The sequence below is a fragment of the Streptomyces sp. NPDC040405 genome, from assembly GCF_055595765.1.
Map to the genome: position 1 here is coordinate 855,970 of NZ_JBVIVI010000003.1, position 15,733 is coordinate 871,702.

General features: G+C 70.7%; 13 protein-coding genes. 6 read left to right on the forward strand and 7 right to left on the reverse strand.

All coding sequences use genetic code 11. The features are described from left to right. Positions 1–3 precede the first annotated feature (3 nt). The gene (locus tag ACZ59A_RS17350; protein WP_470959477.1) at positions 4–1,350 is read right to left on the reverse strand and encodes a 6-phospho-beta-glucosidase; all 1,347 of its coding nucleotides are present in this window, start codon (positions 1,348–1,350) and stop codon (positions 4–6) included. After that, positions 1,347–2,111: a DeoR/GlpR family DNA-binding transcription regulator gene (locus ACZ59A_RS17355; protein ID WP_470959702.1), complete on the reverse strand. Its 765-nt coding sequence runs from the start codon at positions 2,109–2,111 to the stop codon at positions 1,347–1,349. The genes ACZ59A_RS17350 and ACZ59A_RS17355 overlap by 4 nt, the downstream gene beginning before the upstream one ends. 127 nt (positions 2,112–2,238) lie before the next feature. Here ACZ59A_RS17355 and ACZ59A_RS17360 point away from each other — a divergent pair, with 127 nt between their 5' ends. The 4 genes from ACZ59A_RS17360 to ACZ59A_RS17375 are packed head-to-tail and all read left to right on the forward strand — an operon-like array spanning position 2,239 to position 8,318. Then, on the forward strand, positions 2,239–3,522 hold the full coding sequence (locus tag ACZ59A_RS17360; RefSeq protein WP_470959480.1) for an ABC transporter substrate-binding protein: 1,284 nt from the start codon (positions 2,239–2,241) through the stop codon (positions 3,520–3,522). Further along, the gene (locus ACZ59A_RS17365) at positions 3,519–4,490 is read left to right on the forward strand and encodes a carbohydrate ABC transporter permease (RefSeq protein WP_470959484.1); all 972 of its coding nucleotides are present in this window, start codon (positions 3,519–3,521) and stop codon (positions 4,488–4,490) included. Before ACZ59A_RS17360 ends, ACZ59A_RS17365 begins: the two co-directional genes overlap by 4 nt. 19 nt (positions 4,491–4,509) lie before the next feature. Then, entirely contained in the window at positions 4,510–5,355 is an 846-nt protein-coding gene (locus tag ACZ59A_RS17370; RefSeq protein WP_470959704.1) for a carbohydrate ABC transporter permease, read from the forward strand. Further along, entirely contained in the window at positions 5,355–8,318 is a 2,964-nt protein-coding gene (locus ACZ59A_RS17375) for a glycoside hydrolase family 2 TIM barrel-domain containing protein (protein ID WP_470959487.1), read from the forward strand. The genes ACZ59A_RS17370 and ACZ59A_RS17375 overlap by 1 nt, the downstream gene beginning before the upstream one ends. A 63-nt stretch (positions 8,319–8,381) precedes the next feature. On the opposite strand, the gene ACZ59A_RS17380 is transcribed toward ACZ59A_RS17375, so the two are convergent. The 5 genes from ACZ59A_RS17380 to ACZ59A_RS17400 form a co-directional block, all read right to left on the reverse strand. Then, positions 8,382–9,350, reverse strand: coding sequence for a hypothetical protein (locus ACZ59A_RS17380; protein WP_470959489.1), 969 nt, complete (start codon positions 9,348–9,350; stop codon positions 8,382–8,384). Between the two features lie 105 nt (positions 9,351–9,455). Then, positions 9,456–10,283: a carbohydrate ABC transporter permease gene (locus ACZ59A_RS17385; protein WP_470959492.1), complete on the reverse strand. Its 828-nt coding sequence runs from the start codon at positions 10,281–10,283 to the stop codon at positions 9,456–9,458. After that, entirely contained in the window at positions 10,280–11,182 is a 903-nt protein-coding gene (locus ACZ59A_RS17390; RefSeq protein WP_468045726.1) for a carbohydrate ABC transporter permease, read from the reverse strand. Before ACZ59A_RS17390 ends, ACZ59A_RS17385 begins: the two co-directional genes overlap by 4 nt. Before the next feature lie 10 nt (positions 11,183–11,192). Next, positions 11,193–12,473, reverse strand: coding sequence for an ABC transporter substrate-binding protein (locus tag ACZ59A_RS17395; RefSeq protein ID WP_470959495.1), 1,281 nt, complete (start codon positions 12,471–12,473; stop codon positions 11,193–11,195). Between the two features lie 24 nt (positions 12,474–12,497). After that, positions 12,498–13,550: a LacI family DNA-binding transcriptional regulator gene (locus tag ACZ59A_RS17400; RefSeq protein ID WP_470959498.1), complete on the reverse strand. Its 1,053-nt coding sequence runs from the start codon at positions 13,548–13,550 to the stop codon at positions 12,498–12,500. Between the two features lie 191 nt (positions 13,551–13,741). Here ACZ59A_RS17400 and ACZ59A_RS17405 point away from each other — a divergent pair, with 191 nt between their 5' ends. Together ACZ59A_RS17405 and ACZ59A_RS17410 are read left to right on the forward strand one after the other, a co-directional pair. Next, the gene (locus ACZ59A_RS17405; protein WP_470959501.1) at positions 13,742–14,443 is read left to right on the forward strand and encodes a pentapeptide repeat-containing protein; all 702 of its coding nucleotides are present in this window, start codon (positions 13,742–13,744) and stop codon (positions 14,441–14,443) included. Positions 14,444–14,451: 8 nt separating this feature from the next. Beyond that, positions 14,452–15,702, forward strand: a complete 1,251-nt coding sequence (locus tag ACZ59A_RS17410; protein ID WP_470959503.1) for an MFS transporter — start codon at positions 14,452–14,454, stop codon at positions 15,700–15,702. The last annotated feature ends 31 nt before the right edge of the window (positions 15,703–15,733 follow it).

Genomic DNA, 15,733 nt, shown 5'->3' on the forward strand with positions numbered 1-15,733 from the left:
TTCCTACTTCCGGTTCAGATACGCGAGGCCGGGGTGCGCGCTCGCGTAGCCGTCGACGAGACGGCGGGCGACGGTCACCGAGTCCACGAGCGGATGGAGGGCGAACGCCTTGGCCGCGGTGGCGCGCGAACCGCTCTCGGCGGCGGCCATGACCTCGCGTTCGACGGCCTTGACGGCGCACACCAGGCCGGTGGCGTGGTGGGGGAGGGGCGCGACGGAGACGGGGCGGGCGCCGTTGGCGTCGACCAGGCAGGGCACCTCGATGACCGCGTCCGTGTCCAGGACGCCCAGGGTGGTGCCGTTGCGCACGTTGAGGATCAGGGTCGCGCGCTCGTCGCGGGCGATGGCGCGCATCAGGGCGAGCGCCACCTGCTCGTAGCCGCCGGACTCCAGATCGTGGGTGTCGCGCTCACCGGCGCCCGCCGCCTCCCGGTTCTCCGCCATGTAGGTGGCCTCGCGCTCGGCGCGGGTGCGGTCCCAGGTGGTCAGCGGCGGGGCGGCGGGGTCGCGCATCGCCTCGTAGAACATCGCCTGCTGGTCGCGGAGGAACGCGCCGCGGGTCTGCTTGGCCTCCTGGTAGGCGCGCACCGCCTCGCGGTTGAAGTAGTAGTAGTGCAGATATTCGTTGGGTATCGCGCCGAGGGCGCGCAGCCACTCGTGGCCGAACAGCCTGCCCTCCTCGAACGAGCCGAGGGCGGTGTCGTCGGCGAGCAGCCGTGGCAGCTCGTCGCGCCCGTCGATCCTCAGGGCCCGCAGCCAGCCGAGGTGGTTGAGCCCGACGTAGTCGATCCACACCCGGTCCGGATCGGCGCCGAGGACACGGGCGACGCGTCGGCCGAGCCCCACCGGGGTGTCGCAGATGCCCATGACCCGGTCGCCGAGGTGGCGGGACATGGCCTCGGTGACGAGTCCCGCCGGGTTGGTGAAGTTGATGACCCAGGCGTCGGGCGCCAGCCGGGCGACGCGCCGCGCGATCTCCGTGGCGACGGGCACGGTGCGCAGCCCGTACGCGATGCCGCCGGCGCCGACCGTCTCCTGACCGAGTACGCCCTCGTCCAGGGCGATCCGCTCGTCGGCCGCCCGGCCCTCCAGACCGCCGACGCGGATCGCGGAGAAGACGAAGGCGGCCCCGCGCAGTGCCGTGTCCAGATCGGTGGTGACGGTCACGGCGGGGGCGTCCGGTATGCCGTCGGCCTGCTCGCCGAGCACCCGGGCGACGGCCGTGAGCCGGGCGGGGTCCAGGTCGTACAGGGCGACCTCGGTGACGCGGCCCTCCGCGTGATCGCCGAGCAGCGCCCCGTACACCAGCGGCACCCGGAATCCGCCGCCGCCGAGGATCGTGAGTTTCATATCCGTACCACTTCCACTCCGGCCTCCTCGAACGCGGCGATGGCCGGTCCGGACGAGGGGGCGTTGGTCACCACGGCGTTGGTCACCACGGCGTCGAGGTCGCCGGGGTCGCACACCTTGGCCATCCCGGTGCCGGGGAACTTGGCCGCGTCGGCGAGGAGCACCACCCGGTCGCAGGCCGCGATCATGGCCCGCTTGACCGGGACCTCGACGACCGTGGTGTCCATGACCTGACCGCCGGGGCGGACGCCGCTGGTGCCCAGGAAGAGCCAGTCGGCGTGCAGCTGGCGCAGGTTGTCCTCGGTGAGGAAGCCGACCAGCGAGCGGTACTCGCGCCGGAGCACCCCGCCGAGCAGCACCAGCTCGATGCCGGTGTCGTCGGCCAGCTCCTCGTAGACCACCAGATTGCTGGTGATCACGGTCAGTCTGCGGCCGTGCAGCTGCCGGGCGAAGCGGTAGGCGGTGGTGCCGATGTCCAGCAGCACGGTCTGCCCGTCCTCGACCAGCTCGGCGGCCCGGACCGCTATGGCGTCCTTCTCCGTCACCCGTACCTCGGCGACCTCGGCGAAGGGCTGGTCGCCCTCCTCCACGACCGCGCCGCCGTGCACCCGGGTGAGCAGCCCCTCCTCCTCCAGCTTCAGCAGATCGCGGCGGATTGTCGCGGCGCTCACGTTCAGCTGGGCGGAGAGGTCCGCCACAGCGGCCGGTCCACCGGAACGCAGCGCCCGCAAGATCATCTGATGTCGTCGCTCAGCCAGCACGCTGTGCACAGTACTCGTCATTCTCAATCATTTCTATGCCTGCTTCTGCTCAACTATTGCTCTTTCTGATTGAGGGGCGCACGATCCTGTGTCACACCTTGCACACTTTTGAAGGGCGGTGGGAGCGGTGCACCTCTCCCGGAGAGGGCTGCTGCGCGCGGGGCTGGCCACCACGGCGGCTGCGACGCTCGGCGGCACCACAGCGGGCTGCTCGGTACCGAGCGGTTCCACGGGCCGCGACATGACCTTCTGGTACTGGTCCGGCGGACTGAGCGACAAGGTCGTCGCCGATGCCGAGAAACGCTTCACGCGCGTCTCGCTGAAGCCGGCCCAGATCGGCGGTTACTTCAAGTCCAAGCTGCTGACCACAATGGCCGGCCGGTCCTACGTCCCCGACATCACCGGCCTCAAGGGCGAGGACATGGCCTCGTACTTGCCGAACGCCGGACAGTTCATCGATCTGCGCACCCTCGGCGCGGACCGGCTCAAGGACCGGTACCTGCCCTGGAAATGGGCGGAGGGCTGCACCCCCGACGGCCGCATGGTCGGCTTCCCCATCGACACCGGCCCGGTCGCCCACTACTACATGCCCGCCGTGTTCGACCGGGCCGGACTGCCCACGGCCCCCGCCGAGGTCGCCAGGGAGATGGACACCTGGGACGCGTACTTCGCGGCGGGCGAGCGGCTGAAGCGGAAGATCCACGGCGCGTATCTGCTCATCGACGCGCTCACGGTCTACCAGTACATGCTCGCGCAGGGCACCCTGCGGTACGTCGACAAGGACCGGCACTTCATCGGCGACCACGCCCATGTGCGCCGGGCCTGGGGCAAGGCCATCGAGGCGTACGAGCGCGGCCTGTGCTCGAAGTACCAGTCCGGCACGCCGGACTCCAACGCGGCCATCGAGAAGGGCCTGCTGCCCAGCCAGCTCGGCGCCTCTTGGTCGGCCGGGGACCTCAAGCTGACCGTGCCCAAGACCAGCGGCAAGTGGCGGGTGGCGGCCATGCCCGGCGGCTCCGCCAACAACGGCGGCTCATTCCTCGCCATCACCAAGTACTGCCGGGAGCCCGAGCGGGCCTATCAGATCATCACCTGGCTGCTGAACGCCGACAACCAGGCCCGCGGCTTCACGGACGCCACCCTCTTCCCCTCCACCCCCGCCTCGTACCGGCTGAAGGCGATGCGCGCGCCGGACCCGTTCTTCGGCGGCCAGGTCACCATCGATGTCTTCGGCCCGGCGGCCGAGAAGGTCCCGGTCGCCTATCACAGCCCCTACGACTACGCGCTCGACCAAGTGGTCTCCGACGAACTGCGCAATGTGAACGCGCTCGACAAGAACCCCGCCCGGGCCTGGAAGGACGCCATGAGCAAGTGCCGACGCATAGCGGAGCACATGGGGGTGCTGGTATGACCGCCGTGCCCGGGCTCGGTGCCCCGCCCGCCGCCCGCGGCGGCACGAAGGCCGCCCACGCGCGACACAAGCCCCGGTCCGTCTTCGGATACTGGCGGCTCTACCTCGCGATCTCCCCGTTCTATCTGCTCTTCCTCGGCTTCGGCCTGATCCCGGTGGGGTACTCCCTCTACCTCTCGTTCCACCGCTGGGACGGGCTGGGCCCTATGGAATACGCGGGTCTTTCGCAGTACCGCTATCTGCTGGGGGACGCCCAGTTCTGGCACTCCCTCACCAACACCCTGATCATCTGGGCCATGGCCACCCTGCCGATGCTCTTCCTCGCGCTGGTGACCGCCGTGATGCTCAACTCCGCGGTGCGCTTCAAGCAGTTCTACCGCTTCGCCTACTTCCTGCCGAACGTCACCTCCGTCGTCGCCGTCGCGATCATCTTCTCCTCGGTCTTCTCCACCAACTTCGGTCTCGCCAACGCCGTGCTGGAGGGGCTCGGACTGGACCAGGTGGCCTGGCTGAACTCCGCCTGGGGCATCAAGATCGCCATCGCCATGCTGATGACCTGGCAGTGGACCGGTTACAACGCGCTCATCTTCCTCGCCGGGCTCCAGACCATCCCCGGCGAGCTGTACGAGGCGGCCCGGGTGGACGGCGCGGGACCGGTACAGACCTTCTTCCGGATCACCGTGCCGATGATGCGGCCGATCATCCTCTTTGCGCTCATCGTCTCGACCGTCACCGGCCTCCAGAGCTTCACCGAACCCCAGGTGCTGCTGGCCAACACCAACAACACCTCGACCTTCGCGGGCGGCCCCGGCAACTCCGGCCAGACGATGGTCCTCTACTTCTTCCAGCAGAGCTTCGACAACAACGACTTCGGCTACGGAGCCGCCATCGCCTGGGGCATCTTCCTCGTCGTCGCGCTCTTCTCGATCATCAACTGGCGCCTGGTGCAGCGCAAGGACAAGGCGTAGGGAGACCGTCATGCAGGGTATGAAAGGCGTGAAGGGCATGAAGGGCACACGCGCCCGAGGGCTGACCCTCCACATTTCGCTCATCGCCGGGGTGCTGGTCTCCCTCTTCCCCTTCTACTGGACCATCGTCATGTCGACCCGCACGTCGACCGAGATCTTCCAGTTCCCGCCGAAGCTGCTGCCGGGCACCCACTTCCTGGAGAACGTCCGCCATCTCTTCCAGAACATCGACTTCTTCGGCTCGATGGCCAACACCCTGATCGTCGCGGCCTCCGTGACCTTCCTGGTGCTCTTCTTCGACTCGCTCGCGGCCTTCGTCTTCGCCAAGTACGAATTCCCCGGCCGCCGACTGCTGTTCGTCCTGATGATGGGCATCTTCATGGTGCCCGCCCAGCTCCAGGCCATCCCGCAGTTCGTCATCATGGCGAAGCTGGGCTGGATCGGCTCCCTCACCTCCCTGGTCGTACCGGCCGCGGCCAACGCCTTCGGCATCTTCTGGATGCGCCAGTACATGAAGGGCGCCATCCACGACGAGCTGATGGACTCCTCCCGGCTCGACGGCTGCGGCTTCCTGCGGCAGTACTGGCATGTGGCCCTGCCCGTGGTCCGGCCGGGCCTCGCCTTCCTCGGCATCTTCACCTTCATGGGCCAGTGGAACGACTACGCCTGGCCGCTGATCGCGCTGATCAACCCCGACCATGTGACGCTCCAGGTCGCGCTGTCCCAGCTCAACAGCGTCCATGGCACCACCGACTACGGCATGGTGATGGCCGGGGCGCTGCTCGCGCTGCTCCCGCTGCTCGTGGTGTTCTTCATCGGCGCCCGGCAGATCCTGTCGGACCTCGGCAAGGGAGCCATCCGCTGATGACGGCGCACCCTTACCTCTGGGGCGAGCTGCGGCCCTGGGAGTCCCCCGAGCTGACGTCCTGGCGCCGGCTGCCGATGCACGCGGTCGACCGGGTGCCGGGCAGCCTCTCCCTGGACGGGCCCTGGCGCTTCCAGCTGCTGCCCACACCCGCCACCGCGCCCGCCGACACCTGGACCCGGCTGGAGGTACCCGGCCCCTGGACCACCCAGGACACCGGCGACATCCCGCGCTACACCAACTGGCGGATGCCCTGGCCCGCTTACCCGCCCCACACGCCCGCCGACAACCCCACCGGAGTGCATGAGCGGGAGGTCCACATCCCGGCCGAATGGGCGGGCCGCCGCATCGTCCTGCGGGTCGGCGCCGCCGAGAGCGTGCTGCTCGCCGAGGTGGGCGGGCGGCCGGTGGGCATCGGCAAGGACTCCCACCTCGCGAGCGAGTTCGACATCAGCCACGCGGTACGCCCCGGGGCGACCGACACCGTACGGCTGACCGTGGTCAAGTGGTCCGACGCCACGCACATCGAGGACCAGGACCAGTGGTGGCACGGCGGCATCACCCGGCCGGTCCTCCTCTACGCCACCGACCCCCTGCACCTGGCCGATGTGCGGATCACCGCCCCGGCGGACGGACAGCTGCGGGTCGATGTCCAGGTGCGCTCGACCGACGGCGCGCTGCCCGCCGGGTGGCGGGTCTCGGCCCACCTCGACGGGGTCGGGGACGTGCCCGTCGACGAGGAGTACGCCGCCTGGTGCGCTGCGGAGGAGCGGGTCTCGGACTTCCTCGGCGAGGCGCGGCTGCGGGCGGCCGTCCCCGGGGTCCGCACCTGGTCCGCCGAGACGCCCGAGCTGTACGGGCTCACCGTGACGCTGCACCGCCCAGACGGGACGACCGCCGACACCTCGCACCACCGCGTGGGTTTCCGCACCGTCGCGGTCGTGGGCAGGGATCTGCTGGTCAATGGCCAACGGGTGTTCATACGCGGCGTCAACCGGCATGACTTCCACCCGCTCACCGGGCGCACGGTCACCCCCGCCGAGATGCGCGCCGACCTGGAGACCATCAAACGCTTCGGCTTCAACGCCGTCCGCACCTCGCACTACCCCAACGACCCGGCCCTCCTCGACCTCGCCGATGAACTCGGCCTCTACCTGGTGGACGAGGCGAACATCGAGAGCCACGACCACGCCCACGAGATCGCCGACGATCCGCGCTACCTGGCCGCCTTCACCGACCGGGTCGCGCGCATGGCGCTGCGGGACAAGAACCACCCGAGCGTCATCATCTGGTCGCTGGGCAACGAGAGCGACTACGGCGCCAACCACGACGCCGCCGCGGGCTGGCTGCGCCGCTACGACCCCACCCGTCCGCTCCAGTACGAGGGCGCGGCCAAGACCGGCTGGGCCTCGCCGGATGTCGCGAGCGACATCTGCTGCCCGATGTACGCCTCGCTGGACGAGATCACCGCGCACGCCACCTCCGGCGAGCAGACCAAACCGCTCATCCTGTGCGAGTACTCGCACGCCATGGGCAACAGCAACGGCACCCTCGCCGACCACTGGGCCGCTATCGAGACCACCCCCGGGCTCCAGGGCGGCTTCATCTGGGAGTTCTGGGACCACGGACTGCTCCAGCGCACCACCGGACGGACCGCGGGCCGCCCGGCGGGCCGCGCCGGCGAGGGGGCGTACGCACACGGGGTGGCCGCCGAGGGCTACCGCTGGGCGTACGGCGGCGACTTCGGCGACACCCCGCACGACGGCGCGTTCTGCGCGGACGGACTGGTCTTCCCCGACCGCACTCCGAAGCCCGCCCTGTACGAACACCGCGAACTCGCGGCGCCGCTGCGGCTGTCGCGCGAGCCGGACGGCTCGGTGCGCCTCACCAACGCCCAGCACTTCCGCGATCTGTCCTGGCTGACCGCCGAGTGGCGGCTGTCCCTGGAGGACGCGGGCACCCGCACCGCCCCGGCCGACCTGCCCGCCACCCTGCCGCCCGGCGCGTCGGCCCGTATCGCCCCGCCGCCCGATCTGGTGGACCGGCTGCCCGCGGATGGCGGCGAGGCATGGCTCACCCTGCGGGTCACCACCCGGGGCGAGATGCCGTGGGCGCCGCGCGGCACCGAGGTGTGCATCCCGCAGATCCGGCTCCGTGAGCGGCCCGCGCCCCCGGCCGTGACCGCCTCCGGCCCGGCCGTCCCGGTCGACGCCGAGGGGCTGCTGCGCCATCCGCTGCTGACCTCCCCGCCGGTGCTCAGCCTGTGGCGCGCGCCCACCGACAACGATCTGCTGGGCGGCGCCGCCGACCACTGGCACACGCTGGGTCTCGACCGGCTGGAACGCACACCGCGTTCGGTCGACCGCGACGGCGCCCGGACCCTGGTGCGCAGCGCGTATCCGACCGCCGCGGGCACCGTCGAACATCTCCAGGTCTTCACCCCGCTGCCCGAGGGCGGCCTGCTGGTGGAGGAGACGGCCGACCTCCCCGAGGGGCTGACCGACGCCGCGCGCGTGGGCACGGTCTTCGAGACGGTCTGCGGCCTCGACCATATGGAGTGGTACGGCCAGGGCCCCTGGGAGACGTACCCGGACAGGTGTGCGGGCGGCCCGGTCGGCCATCACAGCGTCCGGGTGGACCGGCTGTTCACCCCGTACCTCCGGCCGCAGGAGAGCGGCGGGCGGCACGGGGTGCGGGGCTTCTCGCTTCTGTCGTCGGACGCGGGCGGCGGGCTGGCCGTACGGCTGGACGCCCCGCGGCAGGTGTCGGTCACCCGCCACCGGGCGGCCGATCTGGCCGCCGCCACCCACCACGACGAGCTGGTGCCCCGGCCCCGGTGTGTGGTGCACCTCGACGCCGCGCACCGCGGTCTGGGCACGGCGTCCTGCGGCCCGGACACCCTGCCCCGCTATGCGCTGGGGGCGGGGACGTACCGCTGGTCATGGACCCTCCACCGGCGGTGACACTCGGGTCCCGCCGGTGGAGCCACCGGGCGCCGGATCAACTGAACGGCCCGGCCGGGCCGTTCAGTTGATCCGGATGCCCACCGAGTACGCCGTGATCGTGGCCGGGTCGGAGATCCGGTGGTCCTTGGCGGCGGCGCTGAAACTCGGCGTCTGGCCGGTCGCCGGTTCCAGCTTCCACAGCAGGTTGCCCGCGCCCCGCCAGTGCACGTCCGCGCCGCCGCCGGTCAGCGCGAACCCGGGCTCGACCGATGCCACGGCGGCCGGGTGCGGGGACTGGCCGGAGTCGGACCGCAGGAAGCTGTTCGATACGGTCCCGACGGGCAGCCGGCGCCGCAGCCCGATCGCGAACGCCCGGATGTTGGCCGGATCGGACACCTGGTGGTCCTTCGACCGCGCCTTCCAGGAGGTCTCCGTCGACGGGAAGGACGCGGTGGCGAGATTGCCGCCACCGTGCCAGTCCACCCGGAATCCGCCGCCGACCAGACAAAAGTCAGTGGACGACGGAACTCCGGCCTCGGCCTCCGGATGCGGGGCCACCCCGCTGTCGGCGCGCGACACGTACACCGAGCGCAGCAGCTCGTCCCGGCTCATCCCGGCGATCTTCAGACCGATGACATACGAGGTCAGCTCGTGGGCCTGGGCTTCGATATGGTCCTTCGAACTCACGGTCCAGCCCGAGAGGTCGTCGGTGGGGTACGAGGCGGTCAGCAGGGCCCCGTTCGGGTACTCGGCCGCCGTGGCACCACCGCCGATGGCGATCATGTCGCCGTCGCCGACCAGCACGGTCTCATCGATCCAGTGCTGCTGGGGCGGGCTCCCCCGGTGGGAGAACACCGACACGGTCACCAGCCCCGAGGCGTCATGGAAGGTGTTCAGCCGGGTCCCCACGGAACTGGTGATCCTTCTCGTGCCCCGTACGGCCGCCGCCCCTCCGGACACGGCGGCGGCCGTGCCGCTGCCCATGGCACCCACCACGGTGGCGCCCGCCACGACCCCGGCCGCCCTCAGAATGTCCCTGCGCCTTTGCATATCGATCAACCCGCCTTCGCTCGACATGTCCTGACTTGATGTCAGTATGAGCAGAAAGCTAGCCGCGTCCTAAAGCCAGGCATATGCCCCGGTCGGCCAATTCCCTCAGGACTTGACGCTCCCGGCGGTGAGCCCGCCCACGATGAACCGCTGGAGCATCGCGAACACGCACACCACCGGCACACTGACGATCGTGGCGGCCGCCATCAGCGGCCCCCAGGCGGTGCCGGTCTGGCCGACGAACGTGTTGAGCAGCACCGTCACCGGCTGGACCTCGGGGTCGCTGTTCACGGTGATACCGAACACGAATTCTCCCCAGCCGAGCAGGAAGGAGAAGGCGCCGACCGCGATCAGCCCCGGCCGCATGACCGGCAGCACGATCCGCCACAGCACCCCCGGCAGCCCGCAGCCGTCCACCAGCGCCGCCTCCTCGATCTCGGCGGGCATGGCGCGCACCAGCGGCCGCAGCACGATCACCGCGAAGGGCAGTGTGAGGGTGGTGTCCGCGATCACCAGCCCCAGCAGCGTGTTGTTCAGCCCGGCGTCCCGGAGCACGATGAACAGCGGGGCGGCCAGCACGATGCTCGGCAGCAGCTGCGCCACCAGCAGCGACAGCACCATGGCCGCCGAGCCGCGCATCCGGATGCGCGCCACGGCGTAGGTGAGCGGCACCGCGAGCACCAGGGTCAGCGCCACCACGCCCAGCGAAATGGCCACGCTGTTGAGCAGCGCCTGCCCGAGCATCGGCTTGTCCAGCGCCCGTGCGTAGCTCTCGCCGCTCGGCGGGGACGGAAACCACTGCGGCGGCGAGCTGAGCACCTCGTCGGGACGTTTCAGCGAGGTGGCGATCATCCAGTACAGCGGCAGCAGGAAGAAGGCGGTGATGACGCCCGCGACCAGGGTGAGCAGCCAGGGGCGGCGGGTGCGGGTCATGCGGCGGCTCCTTCCTTGCGCAGCCTGCGTACGTACGCCACGGCCACCAGCAGCGGTACGAGCAGCAGCAGGGTGCCCGCCGCCGCGCCCCGGCCGAGCTGGAAGAGCTTGAACGCAGACTGATAGACATAGAGGGGGAGGACGGTCGTGGAGTCGACGGGGCCGCCGCCGGTCAGCACGAAGACCAGGTCGAAGACCTTGAAGGTGTACACCAGACCGAGCAGCAGCACCGCCGCCGCCACCGGCCGCATCAGCGGCAGGGTGAGATGGCGCAGCCGCTGCCAGGGCCCCGCGCCGTCGATGGCCGCCGCCTCGTAGAGGCTGGGGTCGATGGACTGGAGCCCGACCAGGAGCAGCAGCATGTTGAAGGGCACGCCCACCCACACATTGGCGGCGATGACCCCGGGCAGCGCGGTGCCCGGGTCGGTCAGCCAGTTGTGCGCCAGCGCGTCCAGCCCGACGGTGTGCAGCAGTTCGTTGTACGCGCCCGAGTCGGCGTCCAGCATCCAGCGGAACAGGGTGCCGCTGACGATGGGCGGCAGCAGCCACGCCACCAGCATCAGCCCCCGGAACAGCCCGGCCAGCGGGAACCGCCGTACGAACAGCAGCGCCAGCGCGAAGCCGATGGTGAACTGGAAGACCAGCGAACCGGCCGTGAACAGCAGGGAGACCCGGGCGGCGTGCCAGAAGGCGCCCTCGGAGACCACCGCGTCGTAGTTGGCGGTGCCGTTGAACGCCCAGTCGCCGGTCACCAGATCGCCGATCTCGACCTGGTGGACCGAGGTCCAGAGGTTGTAGACGAGCGGGAACAGCATGGTCGCGCCGAGGAAGAGCAGCGCGGGCGCCGACATGCCGTATCCGGCCCGGGTACGGCGGGTCCGCAGGCTCTGCGTGGTCATCGCGGCCCCGCTACTTCGACAGCTTGGGCATGATGGCGGCGGCCGCCTTCTTCGCGGCGGCCCCGGGGGAGGAGCTGCCGGTCAGGGTGGCCTGCAACGCCTCGGCCATGGCCTGGGACATCTGCGGATAGTGCTCGCCGTACGCACGCGGCCGGGCGTTGCCGAACTCCTGGACGAACACCTTCAGGGTGGGGTCGGTGGCCCAGTCGCCGCTGTCCGCCATGTCGCTGCGCGCGGGCAGCAGCCCCACCGACCCCAGATAGGCGGCCAGCGGCTTCTTCCGCTGGCTGTACTCGATGGCCCGCCACGCCTGGTCGGCCTTGCCGCTGGTCTTGAGGATCACCCAGTTCTCCCCGCCCAGGCAGCTCGCGGGCTCCTTGTCGACGGGAATGGGCACCACCCCCCACTTCACCTTGGACTGCTGCTTGAGGCCGGGCAGTTGCCACGGCCCGTTGATCTGCATGGCCGCGCGGCCGGAGGTGAATTGGATGTTGACGTCCTGCTGGGTCCAGCCCACGCACTGCTTGGACAGCGCGCCCGCCTTCACCAGCTCCCCCAGGTAGGCCAGCGCGGTGGCGCCGCCGGTGGCGAACGTGTCCAGATCGCCGCCCGCCGACCACAGGAAGGGCAGCAGCTGGAAGACTCCCTCCTCGGTCTTGACCGCGCTCATCGCCAGCCCGAAGGTGCTGCCCCGGGTCAGCTTGCGGGCCGCCGCCGACAGCTCCTCCCACGTCTTCGGCGGCGTGACGCCCGCCTTCTCCAGCAGCTCGGTGTTGTAGTAGAGCGCCAGGCAGTTGGCGTTGTTGGGGACCGAGTAGGTCTTGCCGCCGATGACCCCGCTGCTCCACGGGCCCTTGTAGTACGCGTCGGCCTGGCCCCACTCCTTCACCCGGTCGGTGAGGTCGGTGAGCAGCCCCTGCGGGGCGAGGGAGTTCATCGAGGTGTTGTCGATGACCGCCAGGTCCGGCAGATCGCCGGAGGCCGCTCCCTTGATGATCGCGGGCTCCAGCTCGGCGAACGGAAAGGTCCGGCGGGTGATCTTCAGCCCGGGGATGCTCTTCTCCATGTCGGCGATCAGCGCCTTGATGCCCGGCTGGCGGGCGTCCTCGACGAGGTAGTCCCACCAGACGAGGTTCTTCGCCGAAGACCCGCCGCCCCCGCCGCCGCAGGCGGTGAGCGGGCCTGCCAGCCCCGCGGCGAGCAGCCCGGAGCCCGATATCCGCAGGAAGGAGCGGCGGTCCAGAGGGCCCCGCCCGGTGGTAGCCGGGGGCCTGTTGGCTCGGTTGGCCATGTGCGTCTCCGAGGGGTGAGTCGGTCAGTTGCGATGCGGTGCCGGCCCCGTGCTGGCGCGCGGGGTGAGCGGAGGGGTGAGCAGATGCTGCCGGGGCGCCGCGGCCGGGGCGTCCAGCCGCTCCAGCAGCAGTTCCACGGCCAGTCGGCCCATCAGATCGGAGGGCACGTCGGCGCCGGTCATCATCGGGGTGACGGCCTCCGCCCAGCGGGCCGCCGCCACCCCGGTCACCGAGAAGTCGCCGGGTACGGAGCGCCCCGCGAGGGCGAGCCCGCGGTACAGGCCCACCAGTGCCGCCTCGTTGAGCGTCACGACCGCGGTGGTGCGCGGGTCCCGGTCGAGGAGCCGCGCCACCACGGCCTGGCCCGAGGCGGCGTCGTCACCGCAGTGGTGGACCTCGCCGGTGAGCCCGAGTTCCGAGGTGGCCCGCAGAAAGCCGGTGCGCCCCCGGTGCGCGGGCACGTACCCGGCGTCGAACAGCTCCCGGGGCCGTCCCACCAGCGCGAGGTGGCGATGGCCGAGCCGCCCGAGATGGGTCACGCAGGCGGCGGTCAGCTCCGCGAAGTCCAGATCGACCCAGGACAGCTTGTCCGTGTGCTCGGTGTGGCCCATGGACACGAACGGGAAGCCCGAGCGGACCATGCCCGCCACCCGCGAGTCCGGCGCCCGGATCTCCATCAGCAGCGCGCCGTCGACCCGCCGTTCGCCGACCAGCCGGCGGAAGGAGTCGTCGCCGTCGCCGTCGCTGCGCGAGAGCAGGATGTCGTGGTCGTGCGCGGCGGCGGCGTCGACCACGCTGTTGATGAAGTCCAGCTGCATATCGGTGTAGCGGCGGCTGACGGTCGGAAAGACCAGCCCGAGGGTGCGGGTGCGGCCATGGGCCAGCGCGCGGGCGCTGGCGTTCGGCTGGAAGCCCCGGTCCTCGATGACCTGCTGGATGCGCCGCCGGGTGCGGTCGGAGATCGGCCGCTTGCCGCTGAGCGCGTAACTGACCGTGCTGCGCGACACCCCGGCGAGACGGGCGATCTCGCCGATGGTGACGGACGGGTGCTGCTGGTCGAACCGGTTCGACACCACTGACGCGTACCTCTCGGGAGATCCATGCGTTCGAAATATCGAAGGGTTGCCGGAGACCCGAACCGGCTTGCCTGAACGTAGGAGTGGCCCACACCACATGTCAACGGTGGGGAAGGCAGAAGTTAATGGCACCATCGATCTCGCACACCGCGCGCCCGGGCCGGTGGTGCCCCCGGAAATGAGGTTTCGCCATGTCATCCCCGCGTCAGCTCGCCGATCTGCCGTACGCGAGCCATCTGCGCCCGTTCGACGGCACCTTGACGGTGGACGGGGACTACGACACCGTCCACTTCGACGGCGGGGAGTACGAGGGGGCCGACGCCGGTCAGGCCCGCTTCCTCGAATCCGCCTTCTCCGCCGTGACCTTCACCGGAGGCCGCTACCGCGGGGCCCGCTTCAACGACGTCTGGCTGGACGGAGTGCGCTGGGTGGGCTCCGACCTGGCCGACGGCGACTGGCTGGACGGCGAGCTGATCGGCTGCGTACTCGCCGGACTGGAGATGTTCGGCACGGTCATGCACCGCGTGACCTTCCACCGCTGCAAGTTCGAATCGGTCAATCTGCGCACCGCCGAGCTGCGGGAGGTCACCTTCGCGGACTGTCTCCTGCGGGACACCGACCTCGGAGGCGCGAAGCTGACGGACGTGGCGTTCCCCGGATCGACGCTGGAGGGGGTGCGCTGCGGCAACGCGCGCATGACCCGGGTCGATCTGCGCGACGCCGCCCGGCTGGGCATCACCGAGGGGATCGACGCGCTGCGCGGGGCGGCCATCACCGGCAGTCAACTCCTCGAACTGGCACCGCAGTTCGCCCAGGCCCTCGGCGTCACGGTGCAGGAGAGCGGCACCGCCCTGACGCCCCGCACCGCCAAGCGCCGACGTCGGGGGGCCTGATGGAAAGCGTGGCCACGAAACCGGCTCCGTTATGGGCCCAGCGTGATTTCACCGTCTTCTGGTGCGGGCAGACCCTGTCCGAACTGGGCAACGCCTTCGCCCTGGTGGCGCTGCCGCTGCTGGTGCTGAACGCCACCGGCTCGGTCGCCCAGATGGGGCTGCTGACGGCCGTCGCGGGCGTCGCGTCGATCGCCACCGGGCTGTTCGCGGGCATCCTGGTCGACCGGCTGCCCCGGCGGCAGTTGATGATCGTGTGCGATCTGGCCCGGGTGGTGCTCTTCGCCCTCGTTCCCCTCAGCTGGGCCATCGCCGGGCCGCAGGTCTGGCTGCTCTATGTGGTGATGGCGGCCGCCGCGGTCTTCGACATGGTCTTCAAGGTCACCTACGTCGCCGCCGTCCCCAATCTGGTGGACCCCGAGCGGATCATCGAGGCCAACGGGCGGCTGACGACGACAAACGCGCTCGCCTTCATCGTGGGACCGATGCTGGCGGGCGGACTGTCCGGGCTGCTCGGGCCGACGGCGGCCATCGCGGTCAACGCGGCGGGCTTCGCCGCCTCCGCCCTCGCGCTCTCGCTGATCAGATTCCGGAAGGCGGCGGCGCGGGACGCCACCCCGTCCGCCGGAGCCGCCACCGGGTGGCGGGGAGCGAAGGGGGAGTTCCTGGCGGGCTTCGTCTTCCTGTGGCGGACGCCCGTGCTGCGCTGGCTCACCGTGCTGCTCACCGGAGTCTCGCTGATCGGTCTGGGCATGACCGACGTGTTCATCTACCAGATACGGGAGGGGCTGGACGCGGGCGACCGGACGGTCGGCGTCGTGATGGGGGTGGCGGGCGGCGGAACCGTACTGGCCGCCGTGCTCGTACCCGTGCTGCGGCGGGCCTGGGGGTTCGGCGTGTGCTGGCTGGGCTCGTACACGGTGTGCGGGCTGGCGCTGTGGGCGCTGTCCGGGGCCGCCACCGTGCTGGAGACGGCGGTGGCGGTGGTGTGCTACCAGTTCGGCATGGCGCTCGCGGGAATCTCCTCGATGTCCCTGCGCCAGGCGGTGACCCCGGACCATCTGCTCGGCCGGGTCACCTCCGCCTTCTGGACCCTGCACAACTCGCTCGGCCCGCTGGGCGCCGCCGGGCTCACCGCGCTGGTGGCGCGGTTCGGGGTGCGCGGGCCGTTGCTGGGTGCCGCGGCCCTGTTTCTGCTCATCGTGGCGGTCGGGGTGTGCACCCCGATCCGGCAGCGCGCCCCCGGGGTGGCCGCCGGATGACGGCGGCGCCCCCCGGGGTACGTGTCGGCGC

Coding starts and splice junctions, on each gene's coding strand:
- ACZ59A_RS17365 (WP_470959484.1), top strand. CDS start 3,519: ATGACCGCCGTGCCCGGGCTCGGTGCCCCGCCCGCCGCCCGCGGCGGC.
- ACZ59A_RS17385 (WP_470959492.1), bottom strand. CDS start 10,283: ATGACCCGCACCCGCCGCCCCTGGCTGCTCACCCTGGTCGCGGGCGTC.
- ACZ59A_RS17350 (WP_470959477.1), bottom strand. CDS start 1,350: ATGAAACTCACGATCCTCGGCGGCGGCGGATTCCGGGTGCCGCTGGTG.
- ACZ59A_RS17370 (WP_470959704.1), top strand. CDS start 4,510: ATGAAAGGCGTGAAGGGCATGAAGGGCACACGCGCCCGAGGGCTGACC.
- ACZ59A_RS17375 (WP_470959487.1), top strand. CDS start 5,355: ATGACGGCGCACCCTTACCTCTGGGGCGAGCTGCGGCCCTGGGAGTCC.
- ACZ59A_RS17380 (WP_470959489.1), bottom strand. CDS start 9,350: ATGCAAAGGCGCAGGGACATTCTGAGGGCGGCCGGGGTCGTGGCGGGC.
- ACZ59A_RS17405 (WP_470959501.1), top strand. CDS start 13,742: ATGTCATCCCCGCGTCAGCTCGCCGATCTGCCGTACGCGAGCCATCTG.
- ACZ59A_RS17395 (WP_470959495.1), bottom strand. CDS start 12,473: ATGGCCAACCGAGCCAACAGGCCCCCGGCTACCACCGGGCGGGGCCCT.
- ACZ59A_RS17390 (WP_468045726.1), bottom strand. CDS start 11,182: ATGACCACGCAGAGCCTGCGGACCCGCCGTACCCGGGCCGGATACGGC.